This is a genomic window from Sorangium sp. So ce887 (assembly GCF_051521455.1).
Classification (GTDB): domain Bacteria; phylum Myxococcota_A; class Polyangia; order Polyangiales; family Polyangiaceae; genus Sorangium.
Genome location: NZ_CP150354.1, coordinates 12,442,911 through 12,457,365, shown reverse-complemented (window position 1 = coordinate 12,457,365; position 14,455 = coordinate 12,442,911). Strand labels below are relative to the sequence as shown.

Annotated in this window: 11 protein-coding genes; 7 read left to right on the top strand and 4 right to left on the bottom strand. The window is 71.7% G+C overall.

Going from position 1 to position 14,455, the window contains the following annotated elements:
- Window positions 1-118 precede the first annotated feature (118 nt).
- Window positions 119-3,205, bottom strand: a complete 3,087-nt coding sequence (locus WMF36_RS46690; protein WP_437577345.1) for an AAA family ATPase — start codon at window positions 3,203-3,205, stop codon at window positions 119-121.
- Window positions 3,206-3,369: 164 nt separating this feature from the next.
- Here WMF36_RS46690 and WMF36_RS46685 point away from each other — a divergent pair, with 164 nt between their 5' ends.
- Window positions 3,370-3,687, top strand: a complete 318-nt coding sequence (locus WMF36_RS46685; RefSeq protein WP_437577344.1) for a hypothetical protein — start codon at window positions 3,370-3,372, stop codon at window positions 3,685-3,687.
- Here the strand turns inward: WMF36_RS46685 and WMF36_RS46680 are convergent.
- Entirely contained in the window at window positions 3,672-5,339 is a 1,668-nt protein-coding gene (locus WMF36_RS46680; RefSeq protein ID WP_437577343.1) for a serine/threonine-protein kinase, read from the bottom strand. The genes WMF36_RS46685 and WMF36_RS46680 overlap by 16 nt on opposite strands.
- Before the next feature lie 460 nt (window positions 5,340-5,799).
- Between WMF36_RS46680 and WMF36_RS46675 the strand changes: the two genes are divergently transcribed.
- Both WMF36_RS46675 and WMF36_RS46670 read left to right on the top strand, forming a co-directional pair.
- Window positions 5,800-6,927 carry a serine/threonine-protein kinase gene (locus WMF36_RS46675; RefSeq protein ID WP_437577342.1) on the top strand — a complete coding sequence of 376 codons (1,128 nt, stop codon included), beginning with the start codon at window positions 5,800-5,802 and terminating at the stop codon, window positions 6,925-6,927.
- A 23-nt stretch (window positions 6,928-6,950) separates the two neighbouring features.
- Complete coding sequence (locus WMF36_RS46670) at window positions 6,951-7,937, top strand: NAD(P)H-quinone oxidoreductase (protein ID WP_437577341.1); 987 nt, start codon at window positions 6,951-6,953, stop codon at window positions 7,935-7,937.
- 16 nt (window positions 7,938-7,953) lie between these two features.
- On the opposite strand, the gene WMF36_RS46665 is transcribed toward WMF36_RS46670, so the two are convergent.
- Both WMF36_RS46665 and WMF36_RS46660 read right to left on the bottom strand, forming a co-directional pair.
- Window positions 7,954-8,442, bottom strand: coding sequence for a DUF2452 domain-containing protein (locus WMF36_RS46665; protein ID WP_437577340.1), 489 nt, complete (start codon window positions 8,440-8,442; stop codon window positions 7,954-7,956).
- A gap of 136 nt (window positions 8,443-8,578) precedes the next feature.
- Window positions 8,579-9,763, bottom strand: coding sequence for a hypothetical protein (locus tag WMF36_RS46660; RefSeq protein WP_437577339.1), 1,185 nt, complete (start codon window positions 9,761-9,763; stop codon window positions 8,579-8,581).
- Between the two features lie 242 nt (window positions 9,764-10,005).
- Between WMF36_RS46660 and murA the strand changes: the two genes are divergently transcribed.
- From murA to sucC, 4 genes are all read left to right on the top strand, one after another.
- The gene (murA, locus tag WMF36_RS46655; RefSeq protein WP_437577338.1) at window positions 10,006-11,274 is read left to right on the top strand and encodes a UDP-N-acetylglucosamine 1-carboxyvinyltransferase; all 1,269 of its coding nucleotides are present in this window, start codon (window positions 10,006-10,008) and stop codon (window positions 11,272-11,274) included.
- Window positions 11,271-11,906 (top strand): ATP phosphoribosyltransferase, encoded by a 636-nt coding sequence (hisG, locus tag WMF36_RS46650; protein ID WP_437577337.1) that lies wholly within the window; start codon window positions 11,271-11,273, stop codon window positions 11,904-11,906. The genes murA and hisG overlap by 4 nt, the downstream gene beginning before the upstream one ends.
- 114 nt (window positions 11,907-12,020) lie before the next feature.
- Entirely contained in the window at window positions 12,021-12,977 is a 957-nt protein-coding gene (locus tag WMF36_RS46645) for a hypothetical protein (RefSeq protein ID WP_437577336.1), read from the top strand.
- Between the two features lie 254 nt (window positions 12,978-13,231).
- Window positions 13,232-14,434: an ADP-forming succinate--CoA ligase subunit beta gene (gene sucC, locus WMF36_RS46640; RefSeq protein WP_437577335.1), complete on the top strand. Its 1,203-nt coding sequence runs from the start codon at window positions 13,232-13,234 to the stop codon at window positions 14,432-14,434.
- Window positions 14,435-14,455 lie beyond the last annotated feature (21 nt).

Genomic DNA, 14,455 nt, shown 5'->3' with positions numbered 1-14,455 from the left:
CTCCCCAGGCGAGCCGAGCATAGCGATTCTGCAGCCGGGCAGGTATGCGGCAGCGAGGGTCGCGACGACGATGCTGGCGGCGTGGCGGGCGGGGGGCACCGCGGCCCCCCGCGCCGGCTCAAGAGGCACCGAGCTCACGCTCGATCGCCGCGGCCTGCTCCTGCAGGGCCTCCGCCTCGCCGAGGTGGCCGCTCAGCCGGTGCAGCTTCGCGAACTCGGCGAGGAGCCTCGCCTCCTCGCGCCGGTTGCCGATCTGCCGCTCGACCGCGATCGCGCGCGCGTAGAGCGTACGGGCGGCGTCGTATCGGCCCTGGACGGCGTAGGCCATCCCGAGGCTCGCGAGCGTGAGCCCCTCGGTCGGCAGATTGCCCGCCTCGCGCGCGGCGCGCAGCCCCTCTTCCCAGTACGTGCGCGCGTCGTCGGGCTGCTGCATCGCCCAGTGCGTGCGGCCGAGGCCGAGGAAGCCGAGCGCCTCCGACGCGCGGTCGCCGAGCTTCTGCGCGTCGGTGAGCACGCGGATGTGCTCCTGCCGCGCCTCCTGGTACCGCCCCCTCGCCTCGAGGACGTCGCGGGCGAACTCGTAGCGCACGATGACGCTCTCGGGCGTCGGCTCCGGCGAGAGCTTGAAGTAGACGCGGTAGAGGCGCGTCGCCTCCTCGTGGGCGTAGCGCGCGGCCGCCTTGCGCGCGCCCGCGAGGAAGTAGCGGCGCGCGTGATCCACCTTGCCCGCGCGGCGCCAGTGGCGCCCGAGCGCCACGAGCTGGTCCTCGAGGTCATCGCCGTACAGGCTCTCGATCGCCTCGGCGGCGAGCCGGTGGAGCTCCTGCAGGCGCGCGCGCGACTGCATCTCGTAGGCCGCGTTGCGGAGGAGCGCGTTGCTGAACTGGAAGCGCCGCTCCGTCATCTGCGACCAGATGCACTGCGCCTCGCCGATGCGCACGTGCTCCTCGAGCACGGCGGCGTCGGGGAGCATCAGCGCGAGCACGCGCAGGTCGAACTCGCGCCCGAGGACGGCCGCGGCGACGATCGTCTGCTTCACCTTCGCGTCGAGCCGGTCGAGCCGCGAGATGAGCAGGCTGTTCACGTTCTTCGGCGGCATGAACGTGTTCGAGATCGAGATGGAGCTCGAGCTCGAGCCGTAGCGCCCGTCCTCGAGCCAGTAGGCGAGGATCTCCTGCGCGAAGAACGGGTTGCCGCCCGCCGTCTCGCAGAGGAGCGTCGCGAGCATGTCCGGCATCGGGCCGCCGAAGAACGGGACCGCGAGCGCGAGGAGCTGCTCGCGCGGCAGCGGCTTCAGCTCGATCACCTTCTCGGAGATCCCGGGATCGAGCGGGATGCGCACCGGGGTGCCGTCGTCCTTGCGCCGCGTCGTGCAGATGATCGCGATCGGCAGCCCCCGGCACGCGCGCGCGATCACGCGCACCGCCTCGAGCGAGTCCTCGTCGGCCCAGTGCGCGTCCTCGAGGTGCAGGATCACCGGCTGGAGCGACGCCTCGGCGAGGAACACGAAGCTCAGCGCCGAGAGCGTGCTCGTGTACCGGAGCTTCGGGTGCAGGCGCTCGTACGGCGAGTCCTCCCAGCGGATGCCGATGAGCGCGGCGAACACCGAGCGCGCGCGGTCGAGCTCGCGCTTCAGCGCGGCCTGGCTCTCGGGCAGCCGCTCGAGGAGGTACTCGAACGCGTCGTCGAAGTTCGTGAGCTTCTCTTCCTTGCCGAGCGCGGAGGACTCCCAGAAGTACTCCTTCAGCGCGAACTCGAACGCGTTCAGCGAGCTCTGGAGCGTCTGATCGCAGCGCGCGTCGATCCACAGGAAGGGCCGGTCGGTCTGGTGCTCCTCGCACCGGTGGCGGAAGCGCTGCACGAGGTAGCTCTTCCCGAGCCCCGGCTCGCCGTCGATGTAGGTGATCCCGGCCGGCTTGCCCTCGAAGATCGGCCCGACGTAGCGCGCGAGCTGCTCGATCTCCGCCTCGCGGCCGATGAGGCCGAGGTCGTAGAACTCCTTCTGGACCGAGATGCGGCGGCGCTCCAGCGAGTAGACGAGGATGGGCAGGTCGAAGCCCTTGAACCGGAAGATGTTCTCCGTCGTCCACTGGTAGCTCGTCTCGCCGGCGCGGAAGACCTGCTCGTCGGCCCAGATCGCCGACCAGGGGGCCTTCGCGACGAGGCGCGCGGCGAGGTTCGTCGCGCGGCCGATGCACGCGAACTCGTTGCGCTCGGTGCCGCCGTTGAAGCCGGCGTAGCGGACGTCGCGCGTGATCCCCGCGCGGAGGCGCATCTGCCGGAGGCCGCGCTTCTTCAGCTCGAGCGCGAAGTCGAGCGCGCGATCGTTGTCGTTCTCGTGGGTGATCGGGGCGCCGAAGTGGATCAGCGCGGCGATGCCGAGATCGCCCGCGTCGATGCCGGTGAAGGTGCCGCCGTAGAGCTCCGAGAGCTCGTGGAGGAGGCGCGTGAGCTCCGCGAAGCTCGGGATCTGCTCGAACGAGAGGAAGACGCTCGTGACGTTGCGGAACTCGCCCTCGGGGGGCATGTCGGCGACGCCCCTCGCAACGAAGGCAGTGCCCTCGCCGCGCGGCGGGTGCCTCGGGACCTGCGGCATCCTGGGCGCCGGCACGTCGCCGAGCTTGTAGACGCCCTCGCCGTGGTACTTCGCGCTCGCGGGCGGGATGCGATCGCAGAGCGCGCGGTCGAGGAGGATGTCCCCCTTCTGCGCCTGCCGCTCGATCGCGACGCACGCGGCGAGCGCCTGCCCGTGGAAGTGGTAGTAAGCGCGCTCCGGGGAGATGCGGACGATGCCCCACTCGACCGAGCCCCACGCGAGCCCCATCCGGAACGAGAACGGGAAGCTGCCGAAGGGCGTGTCGCGCTCGGGGTGCTCGGCGAAGAGATCGCGCATCGAGAGCGCCGCGCCGAGCACGTACTCCGCGACCTTGCGGTCCGGCGTGTCCTGGAACAGCGCCGTGAACGCGTCGCCCGCGAAGTTCGTGATGAAGCCTCCGGCGTGGTGGACCGCGGCGATGAGCGGGTCGAAGTAGTACCGGAGCGTGCCCGCGAGCGTCTCAGCGCCCGCGCGCCCGTGCTGCATCAGCTTCTCCGTGAGCTCGGTGAAGCCGGGGATGTCGATCATCAGCACCGCCCCCGTGAAGCTGCCCTCGGTGTTGCCGAGAGCGTCTTGCTGGATGATGAAGTCGGGGACGAGCGGGTTCATTTCCTTGCTCCTCAGCAACGGATCCCGCTGGGAATCGGCCTGGGAAGCGCGTCTGCGGGACGCAGAGCCTGGAGTCTACTGCCGGCGGGAACAGATGAATACCGGGATCTTCGATCGGCGGTGACGTCGCCAGCCCGCGCGGCGCAGGCCCGGCGCGGCGCTGGGTGGTCGTTGCGCTGCGCGGGCTGGTCGCGACGCTGCGCGGGCTGGTCGCGACGCTGCGCAGGCTGGTCGTGACGCTGCGCGGGCTGGTCGTGACGCTGCGCGGGCTGGTCGTGACGCTGCGCGGGCTGGCGCGCATGCGCCCGTCCCGCAGAGCGCAGCACACCGGCGCCTCGCGGGGGGTTCCCCTCGGCGGAGAGCCTGGAACAAGGCGCCTCCACGTCGGCACGGACATCCGCCCGAAACGGCCACGCCGAGAGGACAGACGGGTAGACGGCGATGAGGCGTGCGGGGCGCTGGAAGGTCATCGTTCGATTTGAATGTCCAGCGGCCGGGGAGAAGGAGGGGGCGGCGCGTCGGGAGACGGCGTGGGCCTCGGGGCCGGCCGCGCGGAGTAGGGTCGCGACACGGGAGCCGCCTGGGGCGGCGGCGTGGGCGCGGCCGGCGTGCTCGTCGGCGCGGCCGCGCGCTTCGTGAGCGTGGCGACCAGGCGAACGGACTGATCCGAGGGGCCCTGGACAATCGAGTACGGCTCGTAGTCCTCCTGCCGGACGGTCAGCCGGCGCGGATTGGCGCGCACCGAGCTGTTCGAGATCGAGAGCTGGAGCGGCGTGTTCCCGAGGAGCTTGCCGTCCTCCAGGACCTCGGCGCCCGAGGGCATGGACTCGACCATCAGCACGAACGTCCCGACGTCGGCGGGCGGCGGCGGCGTCGGGGCGACCTGCGGCTTCTCCGGCTGCGTCGCGACCGGCGCCGGCTCCTTGGAGCGCATCTGCGACATCGCGATCCCGATGCCCGCGACGGCGAGGACCCCCGCCGCGACGAGCACGATGCCCTTGCGGCCCTGCGGCGCCGCGTCGGCCGGGCGCGAGGCGGCGCCGAGCGACGCGTCGTCCACCTGCGAGGCCGAGCCGGAGGACGACGACGGCGGCGACGGGCTCGCCGGGATCGCGGTCATCACGCGCACGGGCGGCATCGGCGTCGGCATCCTGCCGGTCCCGCCGGAATCCATGGTCACGAGGCCCGTCGAGCCGAACGCCGGGGACAGGCCCATCGCCTGCGCGCACTCGCCGAGGCCGCGGATGAAGGCCTCCATGTTGACCGGGCGGCCGTCCGGCTCCTTCGACAGGCAGCGCAGCACGAACGCCTCGAGCGGCTCGGGCACGTCGGCCTCGGGGTTGCGCTCGCGCATCCGCGGGACGGGCTGCTGCAGGTGGGCGATCAAGATCTGGACCGAGTTCTGCGCCTCGAACGGGACCTTCCCGCAGAGCATCTGATAGACGATCACGCCCAGCGAGTACACGTCCGTCCGGAGATCGACCTTGCCGTGCGAGATCTGCTCGGGCGACATGAAGCGCGGGGAGCCGAGGAACGAGCCCTGCTGCGTGAGCTCTTCCGAGTCGTCGGCGAGCACCTTCACGAGGCCGAAATCGAGGATCTTGACGAGCTCCCCGGTGTCCTCGCCGGGGACGAGCATGACGTTCGACGGCTTCAGGTCGCGGTGCACCACCCCGTGCTTGTGCGCCTCGCGCAGCCCGCGCGCGATCTGCCGGGCGACGCCCATCGCGTCGGGCGCCGACAGCCGGCCGGTCTTGCGCAGCCGCCGGAAGAGCGTCTCGCCCTCGAGGAACTCCATGGCCATGAAGTACCGCTCGGGCTCCATGTTCTCGACTCGGCCGTAGTCGAAGACCGTGACGATGTTCGGGTGCTGGAGCCTGGCGAGGATGCTCGCCTCGAGGAAGAAGCGCTTATGAAAGTTGGGGTCGATTTGATTCGATGCGTTCGTTGGCGTCAGGACCTTGATCGCGACCTGCCGCTCGAGGGCGATCTGCTCTCCGCGATAGATGACGCCCATGCCGCCCGTCGCGAGCAGGGAGTGGACCTTGAACTTCTGATTCAAGACCTTTCCCAGCAGCGGGTCGGACTCTCCGCTGGCCGAGGCACCGTCCGAAAGCTTCTCCGCCGTGCTCATGGCCTGTGTCTCTTTCCCCTTCCCATCGCGCTGGCCCCCACTGCTGGCACCCGGGGAAAGCGTACCCCGTGCCCGTCACGCGCCGCCTGACGTTCGGCTAACGTGCGACCTATTTGCGACTTACGTCCTGGTTTACGTTCAGGTGCAAATTCTGGGACCTGCCCTCGCTGCGGCACCGCCCGCGCTCGTCGGCTTGGCTTCCGGACCGGCTGCGGCACGTTTGAGCTCAGCCTACCGTAAGCTGCGAGCCGATCCAACCCAGCTGCTGAAGATGACATTCGTTGGCTACCCGACCACACGCTGTGGGCGTGTGCCCCCGGCCCGGACGCTGGTCCCTGAACGAGCTTGCTGCATGGGCGGATGTACCCGTACTCTGGCCGGGTCCCCGATGCCGCCGCAGCACTTTATCCGATGCCAGGCGTGCGGGTTGCCGCACCCGTCGGACACCCAAAGGTGCCCGGTGCACGGCACGGCGCTCACGCCGAGCATCGCCCCGCCCTCCTCGACGCGGGTGCCGCCAACGAGCAGGGGCGAGTCGGGGTGGCCGATGGACGGCCCGCTGCCGCCAGATACCGATCCCGATCAGCCCCGGCCGACGAAGGAGGCCCCGCTCGTCGGCCGGCTTCTGCACGACCGGTACCGCATCCTCGGCGTCATCGCGAAGGGCGGGATGGGGATGGTCTATGACGCGATCCACATCGGCCTGCGGCGCCGGGTCGCGATCAAGACGCTCCGCGGCCAGTACGCGCAGAGCAAGACGGCGATCGCCCGCTTCCACAACGAGGCCGCTGTGGCCGGCCGCTTCGGCCATCCGAACATCGTCGAGGTGTACGATCTGGGCGTGCTCGAGGACGGGACGCCCTACCTCGTGATGGAGCGGCTGGAAGGCGATACCATCACCGAGCGGCTCGGACGCGAGCGCCCGATGCCCATTCCCGTCGTGCTGGACGTGGCCGTCCAGGTCCTGAGCGCGCTGGTCGTCACGCACAACGAGGGCATCCTCCACCGCGATCTCAAGCCGGACAACATCTGCCTCGTCGGCGGCGACCGCGGCCCGCTCACCGTGAAGGTGCTCGATTTCGGCGTCGCGGAGGCGTTCAACACCGGGTCGGCGGCGTCGTTCCTCGTCTCGACGGGCGCCGCGGGGAGCCACGCGGTGGCCGGCACGCCCGCCTTCATGGCGCCGGAGCAGGCGCAGGGCGTCCGCGATCTCGACGCGCGCGCGGATCTCTACTCCGTGGGCATGCTGCTCTACGTGATGCTCACCGGGCAGCTGCCGTTCAAGGCGCCGACGCCGGCGGCGCTGCTCGCCGAGATCCAGCGCGTCAAGCCGATCCGCCCGCGCATGCTGCGGCCGGAGGTGCCTCACTCGCTCGACGTCGTGACGATGCGCGCGCTCGCGCTCGACCGCGAGGAGCGCTTCCCGAGCGCGACCTCCATGATGGACGCGCTCGAGCAGGTGCAGATCGACGCGGCCATGGGCGGCGGCGCGCCGGCCGAGCCGACGGGCGAGCCGGTCGATCCGGACTCGGAAAAAGTGGAGTACTTCTACCGGAAGAGCGTGCTCCCGCCGCCCATGGAAGACTGAGCGGTAGCTGCGGAGCATCGACGATGCGAGCCGTCTTCATTCGTGAGCCGGGCGGTCCCGAGGTCCTCGAGGTGCGCGAGGTGGACGCGCCCGAGGTGCCCGAGGGGCACGTGCGCATCGCCGTCCGCTTCGCCGGGGTGAACCGCGCCGATCTGCTGCAGCGGCTCGGCATGTACCCGGCGCCGCCGGGCGTGCCGCCGGACGTGCCGGGGCTCGAGTACGCCGGCGTGATCGAGGCCGCGGGCAAGGGCGCGCGCCGCTTCGCGCCGGGCGATCGCGTCTTCGGCCTGGTCGCGGGCGGCGCCTACGCCGAGCGGATCGTCGCCCACGAGCGCGAGGTCGCGCCGGCGCCGGACGGGCTCTCCGACGAGGAGGCGGCGGCGGTCCCCGAGGCGTTCGTCACCGCCTACGACGCGCTCGTGACGCGCGCCCGGCTCGCCCCCGGCGAGCGCGTGCTCGTGCACGCGGTCGGCAGCGGCGTGGGGACGGCCGGCCTCCAGATCGCGCGCGCGCTCGGGTGCTTCGTCGTGGGGACGTCGCGCACGCAGGACAAGCTGGACCGCTGCCGGGAGCTCGGGCTGCACGCCGGGATCGCGGCGTCGGGCGGGAAGTTCGCGGACGAGGTGCTGAAGGCGACGCGCGGCGCGGGGGTCGACGCGGTGCTCGACCTCGTCGGCGGCGCGTATGTCGGCGAGGACCTCAGGGCGTGCGCGGCGAAGGCCCGCATCGCGCTCGTCGGGCTGACGGCCGGCGCGTCCGCGGAGCTCGACCTGCGCGAGCTCCTGCGCAAGCGCGTCGAGCTGATCGGCACCGTGCTCCGCTCGCGCCCGCTCGAGGAGAAGATCGCGGCGGCGCAGGTGCTCGAACGGAACATCTCCCCGTGGCTCGCGAGCCGCGCCGTGCGGCCCGTCGTCGACCGGATCTTCTCGATCGACGATGCAGCCGCAGCGCACATTTACATGGCCAGCAACGCCTCGTTCGGGAAGGTCCTGCTCCGGATCGGCGCGTGAGCGCGCGAGGGCGTCGTCACTCGCCGCGGCCGAGGAGCCGCGCGAGCGCGCCGGCCTCGACGTCGTGCGCTTCGGCCTCGTCGGCCGGCGTCCACGACATGTCGAGCTCGAGCCGGTACGAGCCCTCGAACGCGTGCGGCGGCGAGCCGCCCCACTCCTCGGGCGAGAGCAGTGAGAGGTAGCGGACGCCGTCGTCGCGCCGGTAGAGGTGGTAGACGTGGCCGGGCCGCTTCTTGAAGTTGCACGCCGCCCGGTGGAGCTCGCTGTCGCGCTGCGCCGCCTCGAGGACCTGCCGCGCCTGCTCCTGCAGCGACCGGATCTGCCGGGCGATCTGCGCGAGCTTGCCGCCGGTGACCGCGCCGAGCAGCGCGTCTGCCTGCTGGATCTCGCGCGCCACGTCGACAAGCTCGTGCGGCGCGGAGAGCCGGCTCAGGGGGTACGGCGAGGTGCGGGCGGGCCCCTCGTGGCGGCCGCCGCCGTGCTTCGTGTAGCCGTCGTCGCTCATGCGGAGACCCGGAGCTTAGTGCAGCGCGCCCCGGCGCTGTAGCGACGACGTCGCCGGACGCCGTCGCCGGCGGGCGCCGCGCCGGGCTCGTCCGGGCGCACCTCCCCCGCGCGCCGGGGCGCCGTCCCCGCCGCCGTCACGGGTCGGGGCATCCGTCCTCGTCCTCGACGCCGTCCTCGTCTTCCTTCTGCGTCGGGCAGCGGTCCTCATCGTCGAAGACGCCGTCCTCGTCGTTGTCCCCCTCGGGGCACCCGTCCTCGTCCTGGAAGCCGTCGAGGTCCTCGGCGAGCTCGCGGCACTGATCGGCCTCGTCGTCCACGCCGTCGCCGTCGGCGTCGTGGACGCGCGGGGTCCACGCGACCGAGAGGACGGCGCGCAGCGGCGTGGTGCCGATCCCGCCGACCAGCGCGGTGCCGACGCCGCCCAGGAACGAGACGTCGCCGAGCGCGTAGCGCGCCGCGAGGCCGAGCTCCAGCGCGGCCGTCTCCTGGTTCTCGAACGGCGCGATCGGCGAGAGCGGCAGGTGCCCGCTGGCCTCGAGGAAGATCGTGGCGCGCCCCTCGGGGTCGATGCCCAGGATCTGCGGCCGAAACGAGAGGCCCAGGCCGAAGGGGAGCTCGTGGCCGAACACCGTGGGGCACGGATCCCTGCCCGCGGCAGAGGCCGGGGTCGCCTGGCACGCGAAGCGGGCCTCGGCGGCGCGGAGCTTGAGCCCGGCCGCGAGGTGCGCGCCGAACGCGATCAGGCGGTACTCGGCGAGGAGCCTGAGCTCGTTCGTGACGCTCCCCTCGCCCACGAACGACGCCTCGTCGCCCGTGGGCAGCGTGAAGCGCTCGTGCAGCGCGAGCGCGAGCCCGCCGAGATCGCCGCCGGTGGGCTGCACGAGCGTGAGCTTGGCGACGAGGCCGAGATCGCCGAGCGCCTGCGCCGGGACCCACGTGTCGCCGAGCACCCGCGTGGCGTCGGACCTGGGCGCGTCGCCGGCCTGGTGGACGACCACCGGCAGCGTGAGCCCCACGAGGAGGCGCCGCGCGATGCCCACGCCGGCCGCGAAGTCGGCGCTGACCTGGTGGCGGATGACGTCGAAGCGGACCTCGCCCGAGGCCGGATCGCGGAGCACGATGGGGCGGTAGGCGTACGAGCCCCAGAGGCTCGCGCTCCACTCGCCCGTGTCCGGGGTCGCGGCGGGCTCGGAGTAGACGCCGGCCCCGGGGTCGATCGAGGCGCGGAACCCGCGCAGGTCCACCGACGGCTGGGCGGCGGCGGGCGAGGCCACGGAGGCGGCGAGCAGCGTGGACAGGGCGATGGCGCTCGGTCGCATGGCCGGAGGAGACTAGACCAGCGCCGGGCAAAGTGGGGCGCCCGTCGTCCGGCGCGCGCCGCGCCGGACGCAAGCGGCGGGTGGCCCGGCGCGGCGCGCGCCGGAAGCGAGCGGCGTCCGGCCCGGCGCGCGCCGCGCCGGACGCAAGCGGCGGGTGGCCCGGCGCGCGCCGCGCCGGACGCGAGCGGCGGGCGGCGTCCCCGAAACATCGCGTTCCGCCGCGGGTTGTGCGATAGCGGGGCATGGACTCAATCCGGATCCGGGGCGGCAAGCCGCTCTCCGGCAAGATCCGCATCAGCGGCGCGAAGAACGCGGCGCTGCCGATCCTCTGCGCGACGCTGCTCTCCGACGGCGAGAGCCTGCTCCGCAACGTGCCCGCGCTGCGCGACATCGACACGACCTCCGCGCTGCTCCGGTTCCTCGGCCGCAACGTCGAGGTCGCGCCGCCGCTCGTCAGGGTCGGCGCCGGCGACAACGTGCGGCCCGAGGCGCCCTACGAGCTCGTCAAGCAGATGCGCGCGAGCGTGATGGTCCTCGGACCGCTGCTCGCGCGCTTCGGCCGCGCCAAGGTGTCGCTCCCCGGCGGCTGTCAGATCGGCACGCGCCCGGTGGACCAGCACCTCAAGGGGCTCGAGGCGCTCGGCGCGACGATCCGGCTGTCGCGCGGCTACATCGTCGCCGAGTGCAAGCGGCTGCGCGGCGCCGAGGTCGTGTTCGACCTGCCGACGGTGACCGGCACCGAGAACCTGATGATGGCCGCCGCGCTCGCGAAGGGGCGCACCACGCTCGTGAACTGCGCCCGCGAGCCCGAGGTCGAGGAGCTCGGCCGGGTGCTCAACAAGATGGGCGCGCGCGTGAGCGGGGCCGGCACGGACGTCATCCACATCGAGGGCGCGGACGAGCTCGAGCCGTTCGACCACGCGATCATCTCGGATCGGATCGAGGCCGGCACGTACATGGTCGCGGCGGCCGCGGCCGGCGGCGACGTGCTGATCGAGAACGCGCCGCTCGAGGACCTCGAGGCGGTCGCGGCCAAGCTCCGCCAGGCGGGCGTCGAGGTGGGCCGCGAGGGCGACTGCGTGCGCGTCCGCCGCGACGGCCGGCCGCTGCGCGCCGTCGACATCACGACCGCGCCGCACCCCGGCTTCCCGACCGACATGCAGGCGCAGTTCATGGTCCTGATGTGCCTCGCGCAGGGCACCTCGCGCATCGTCGAGACCATCTTCGAGAACCGCTTCATGCACGTGCCCGAGCTCTCGCGCATGGGGGCGCACATCGACGTGGACGGCCACACGGCGCACGTCCACGGCGGCGCGCCGCTGTCGGGCGCGACCGTGATGGCGACGGATCTGCGCGCGAGCGCCTCGCTCGTCATCGCCGGGCTCGTGGCGACCGAGGGCGAGACCGAGGTGCTGCGCGTCTATCACCTGGATCGCGGCTACGAGTTCATGGAGCGCAAGCTCGCGCAGCTCGGCGCCGACACCGTGCGGGTCGAGGGGCGGGCCGGATGACGAAGCCGCTCACCATCGCCGTGCCCAAGGGGCGGATCCTGAAGGATCTGATCCCGCTCGTGCAGCGGGCCGGGCTCGACAGCACGCCGCTCCAGGAGAACGATCGCCGCCTGGTCCGGCCGACCGCGGACGGCGCCTTCCGGTACGTGTTCCTGAAGCCCGACGACGTGCCGACCTACGTCGAGTACGGGGCCGCCGACCTCGGGGTCTCCGGCCGCGACACGCTCCTCGAGCGCCGTCACGATCTCTACACGCCGCTCGATCTCGGGATCGGCCGCTGCCGCCTCGTCGTGGCCGGGCCGGAGGGCACGCCCATCCCCGATCTGCCGCGCGTCGCCACGAAGTACCCGCGGATCGCCGGGGATCACTTCGCGAGCAAGGGCGTGGTGGCGGAGATCATCCCCGTCCACGGCTCCGTGGAGCTCGCGCCGCTCGTCGGCCTCTCTCACCTGATCGTCGATATCGTCGAGACGGGCGCCACGCTGCGCGAGAATCGCCTCGAGGTGCTCGAGACGGTCACCGAGGTGAGCACCCTTCTCATCGCGAACCGCGCGTCGTACAAGCTGCGGAGCGACGTCGTGCGCCCGCTGATCGAGCGCCTGCGGGCCGCGACGACCGGCGCGCAGCGGTGATCGCCGCGGGCGCGCGACTCGCCGCCCGCGGCCCGAGATCGACGCCCATCCGAGACACAGAGAGAGGAGGCTCAGCTGCTGACGCACTTCGCCGCGCTCCCGGCCGAGATCGACATGTGGGTGGGAGGGGGGACCAGCATCGTCGCCGGCGTGCACCGCGACCCTCCGGGGATCCACCGCTTCGACGCCGTCGCCCAGGCCGAGGTCGGGCTCCGGCTCGCGAGCGAGTCGCTGTATTTCCGGCTCGATCTCGACATGCAGGCCACCTCGGCGCCGCTCGGTCTGCCGGCGTTCGGCCTGCCGGCGTTCGTCTACCCCGAGTGGTCCCTGCCGGCGCAGGAGCTCAAGATCGGCCCTCCCGAGTGGGCGATGCTCCAGATCGGCCGGGAGGATTACCACCTCCGGCTCGGCATCGTCTCGCACGCGATTGGCATCGAGGACTGGGACAGCTGGATCAACTACTTCCCGACCTTCTCGACGATGATCAGCACGGTCCCTGGCCGGATGCTCGGCGTCGAGCCCGGGCTCGTCCTCGGCGATGGATACGAGGTCAACGTCTTCGGCGGCTTCGATCTCGACGTCAACGCGCCCACGTTCGGCGCCGGCCTGACCACGATGCAGGCGCTCTGGTCGACCTGGTCGGGCGTGGCGTTCTATCCGACGATCGATTTCTACTCGGCGGTCGTCGCCCTGGAGCTCTATCCGGCCGAGGCGCTGTCGGTGTCGATCGATGGCAGCGTCGGGCTGGTCGGCGCGGCGGACGAGGCCGGAGCGATCGAGCTGAAGCCCTGGGTGGGAGGCGAGATCATCGCCAATATCCTTCCGACGGTGGCAATCCATCCGCTCGTTCGAGTCCAGGCTCTCCACGAGCCCGGGGGCGCGCTCTCTGCGTTCCTGTTCGCGCCCCAGCCGAGCCTCTCCGCGAGCGCCGGGCTCACCGTCGCGCCGTTCGACGAGCTCAAGATCAGCCTCGAAGGCAAGGTCTCCAAGGTCGAGGACGACATCCTGCCCGGCCTGTTCGCCCTCGTGGCCCTCCGCCGGCCCGAGCCGCCCCCGTACGCCGCCAAGTGACGAGACGGCAGCGGCGTTGTGGCGCTCGACGCGTCAGGGCGCGGCGCCGCGCCTGACAGCGACGGAGGCAGGCGACGTCGAGCGCCGCAGCGCCGGACTTTTCCATTGATGAGCGGGGGTCGGCACGAAACACTCGAAACGTAGCGAGCGCGCCACGCAACCACGCAACCACGCAACCACGTAACTGACGCCCGGTGCCCCTGTTTTTCGCGTCTCGCGGGGCCGGCCCTTGTGATAGGGTGGCGGCCCCTCTCATGAAAATCCACGAGTATCAAGGCAAGCAGCTCTTCGCCCGCTACGGGGTGCCGGTACCGAATGGGGAGCCCGCTTTCCAGGCGAGCGAGGTGGCGCCGATCGCCGATCGGCTGATCGCCCAGACCGGCAACCCGGTCGTCGTCGTGAAGGCGCAGATCCACGCGGGCGGCCGCGGCAAGGGCGGCGGCGTGAAGGTCGCGAAGGGCGGCAGCGCCGAAGCGACCACTCTCGCCGAGAAGATCCTCGGCATGCAGCTCGTCACCAAGCAGACGGGCCCCGAGGGGCAGAAGGTCCGGCGGCTCTACATCGAGCAGGGCCTCGACATCGCGCGCGAGCTCTACTTCGCGATGCTCGTCGATCGCGAGCGCCGCCGCGTCGCGGTGATCGCCTCGACCGAGGGCGGCATGGACATCGAGGAGGTGGCCCACAGCACGCCGGAGAAGATCGTCAAGCTCTTCATCGATCCGGTGCTCGGCCTCGCCCCGTACCAGGGGCGGCAGCTCGCGATCGCGCTCGGGCTCACCGCGAAGGAGACGCAGCGCCAGTTCCTGAAGCTCGTGGCCTCGCTCTACACGTGCTTCACCGCGGAGGACTGCTCGCTGCTCGAGATCAACCCGCTCGTCGTGACCCGCGCGGGAGACGTCTTTGCGCTCGACGCGAAGGTGGCCTTCGACGACAACGCCGAGTTCCGCCACCCCGAGTGGAACGCGATGCGCGACGTCGACGAGGAGGATCCGGTCGAGCTTCAGGCGAAGCGGTCCGGCCTCTCCTACGTGTCGCTCGACGGCGACATCGGCTGCCTCGTGAACGGCGCCGGGCTCGCGATGGCGACGATGGATATCATCCTCCATTACGGCGGCAAGCCGGCGAACTTCCTCGACGTCGGCGGCGGCGCCACGCAGGAGCAGGTCAAGACCGCGTTCCAGATCATCCTCCGGAGCGAGCGGGTCCGCGGCATCTTCGTGAACATCTTCGGCGGCATCATGCGCTGCGACGTCGTGGCGGCCGGGGTCATCGCCGCGGCGAAGGAGCTCGGGCTCAAGGTGCCTCTCGTGGTCCGCCTCGAGGGGACCAACGTCGAGGCCGGCCGCAAGCTGCTCGACGAGAGCGGCCTGACCATCCAGTCGGCGAGCTCCATGGCCGACGGCGCGCAGAAGATCGTCGCCGCCACGCGCGGCGGCAAGGCCCAGAGCGGCGCCTAGGCGCCCGCGAGCACCGAGCCC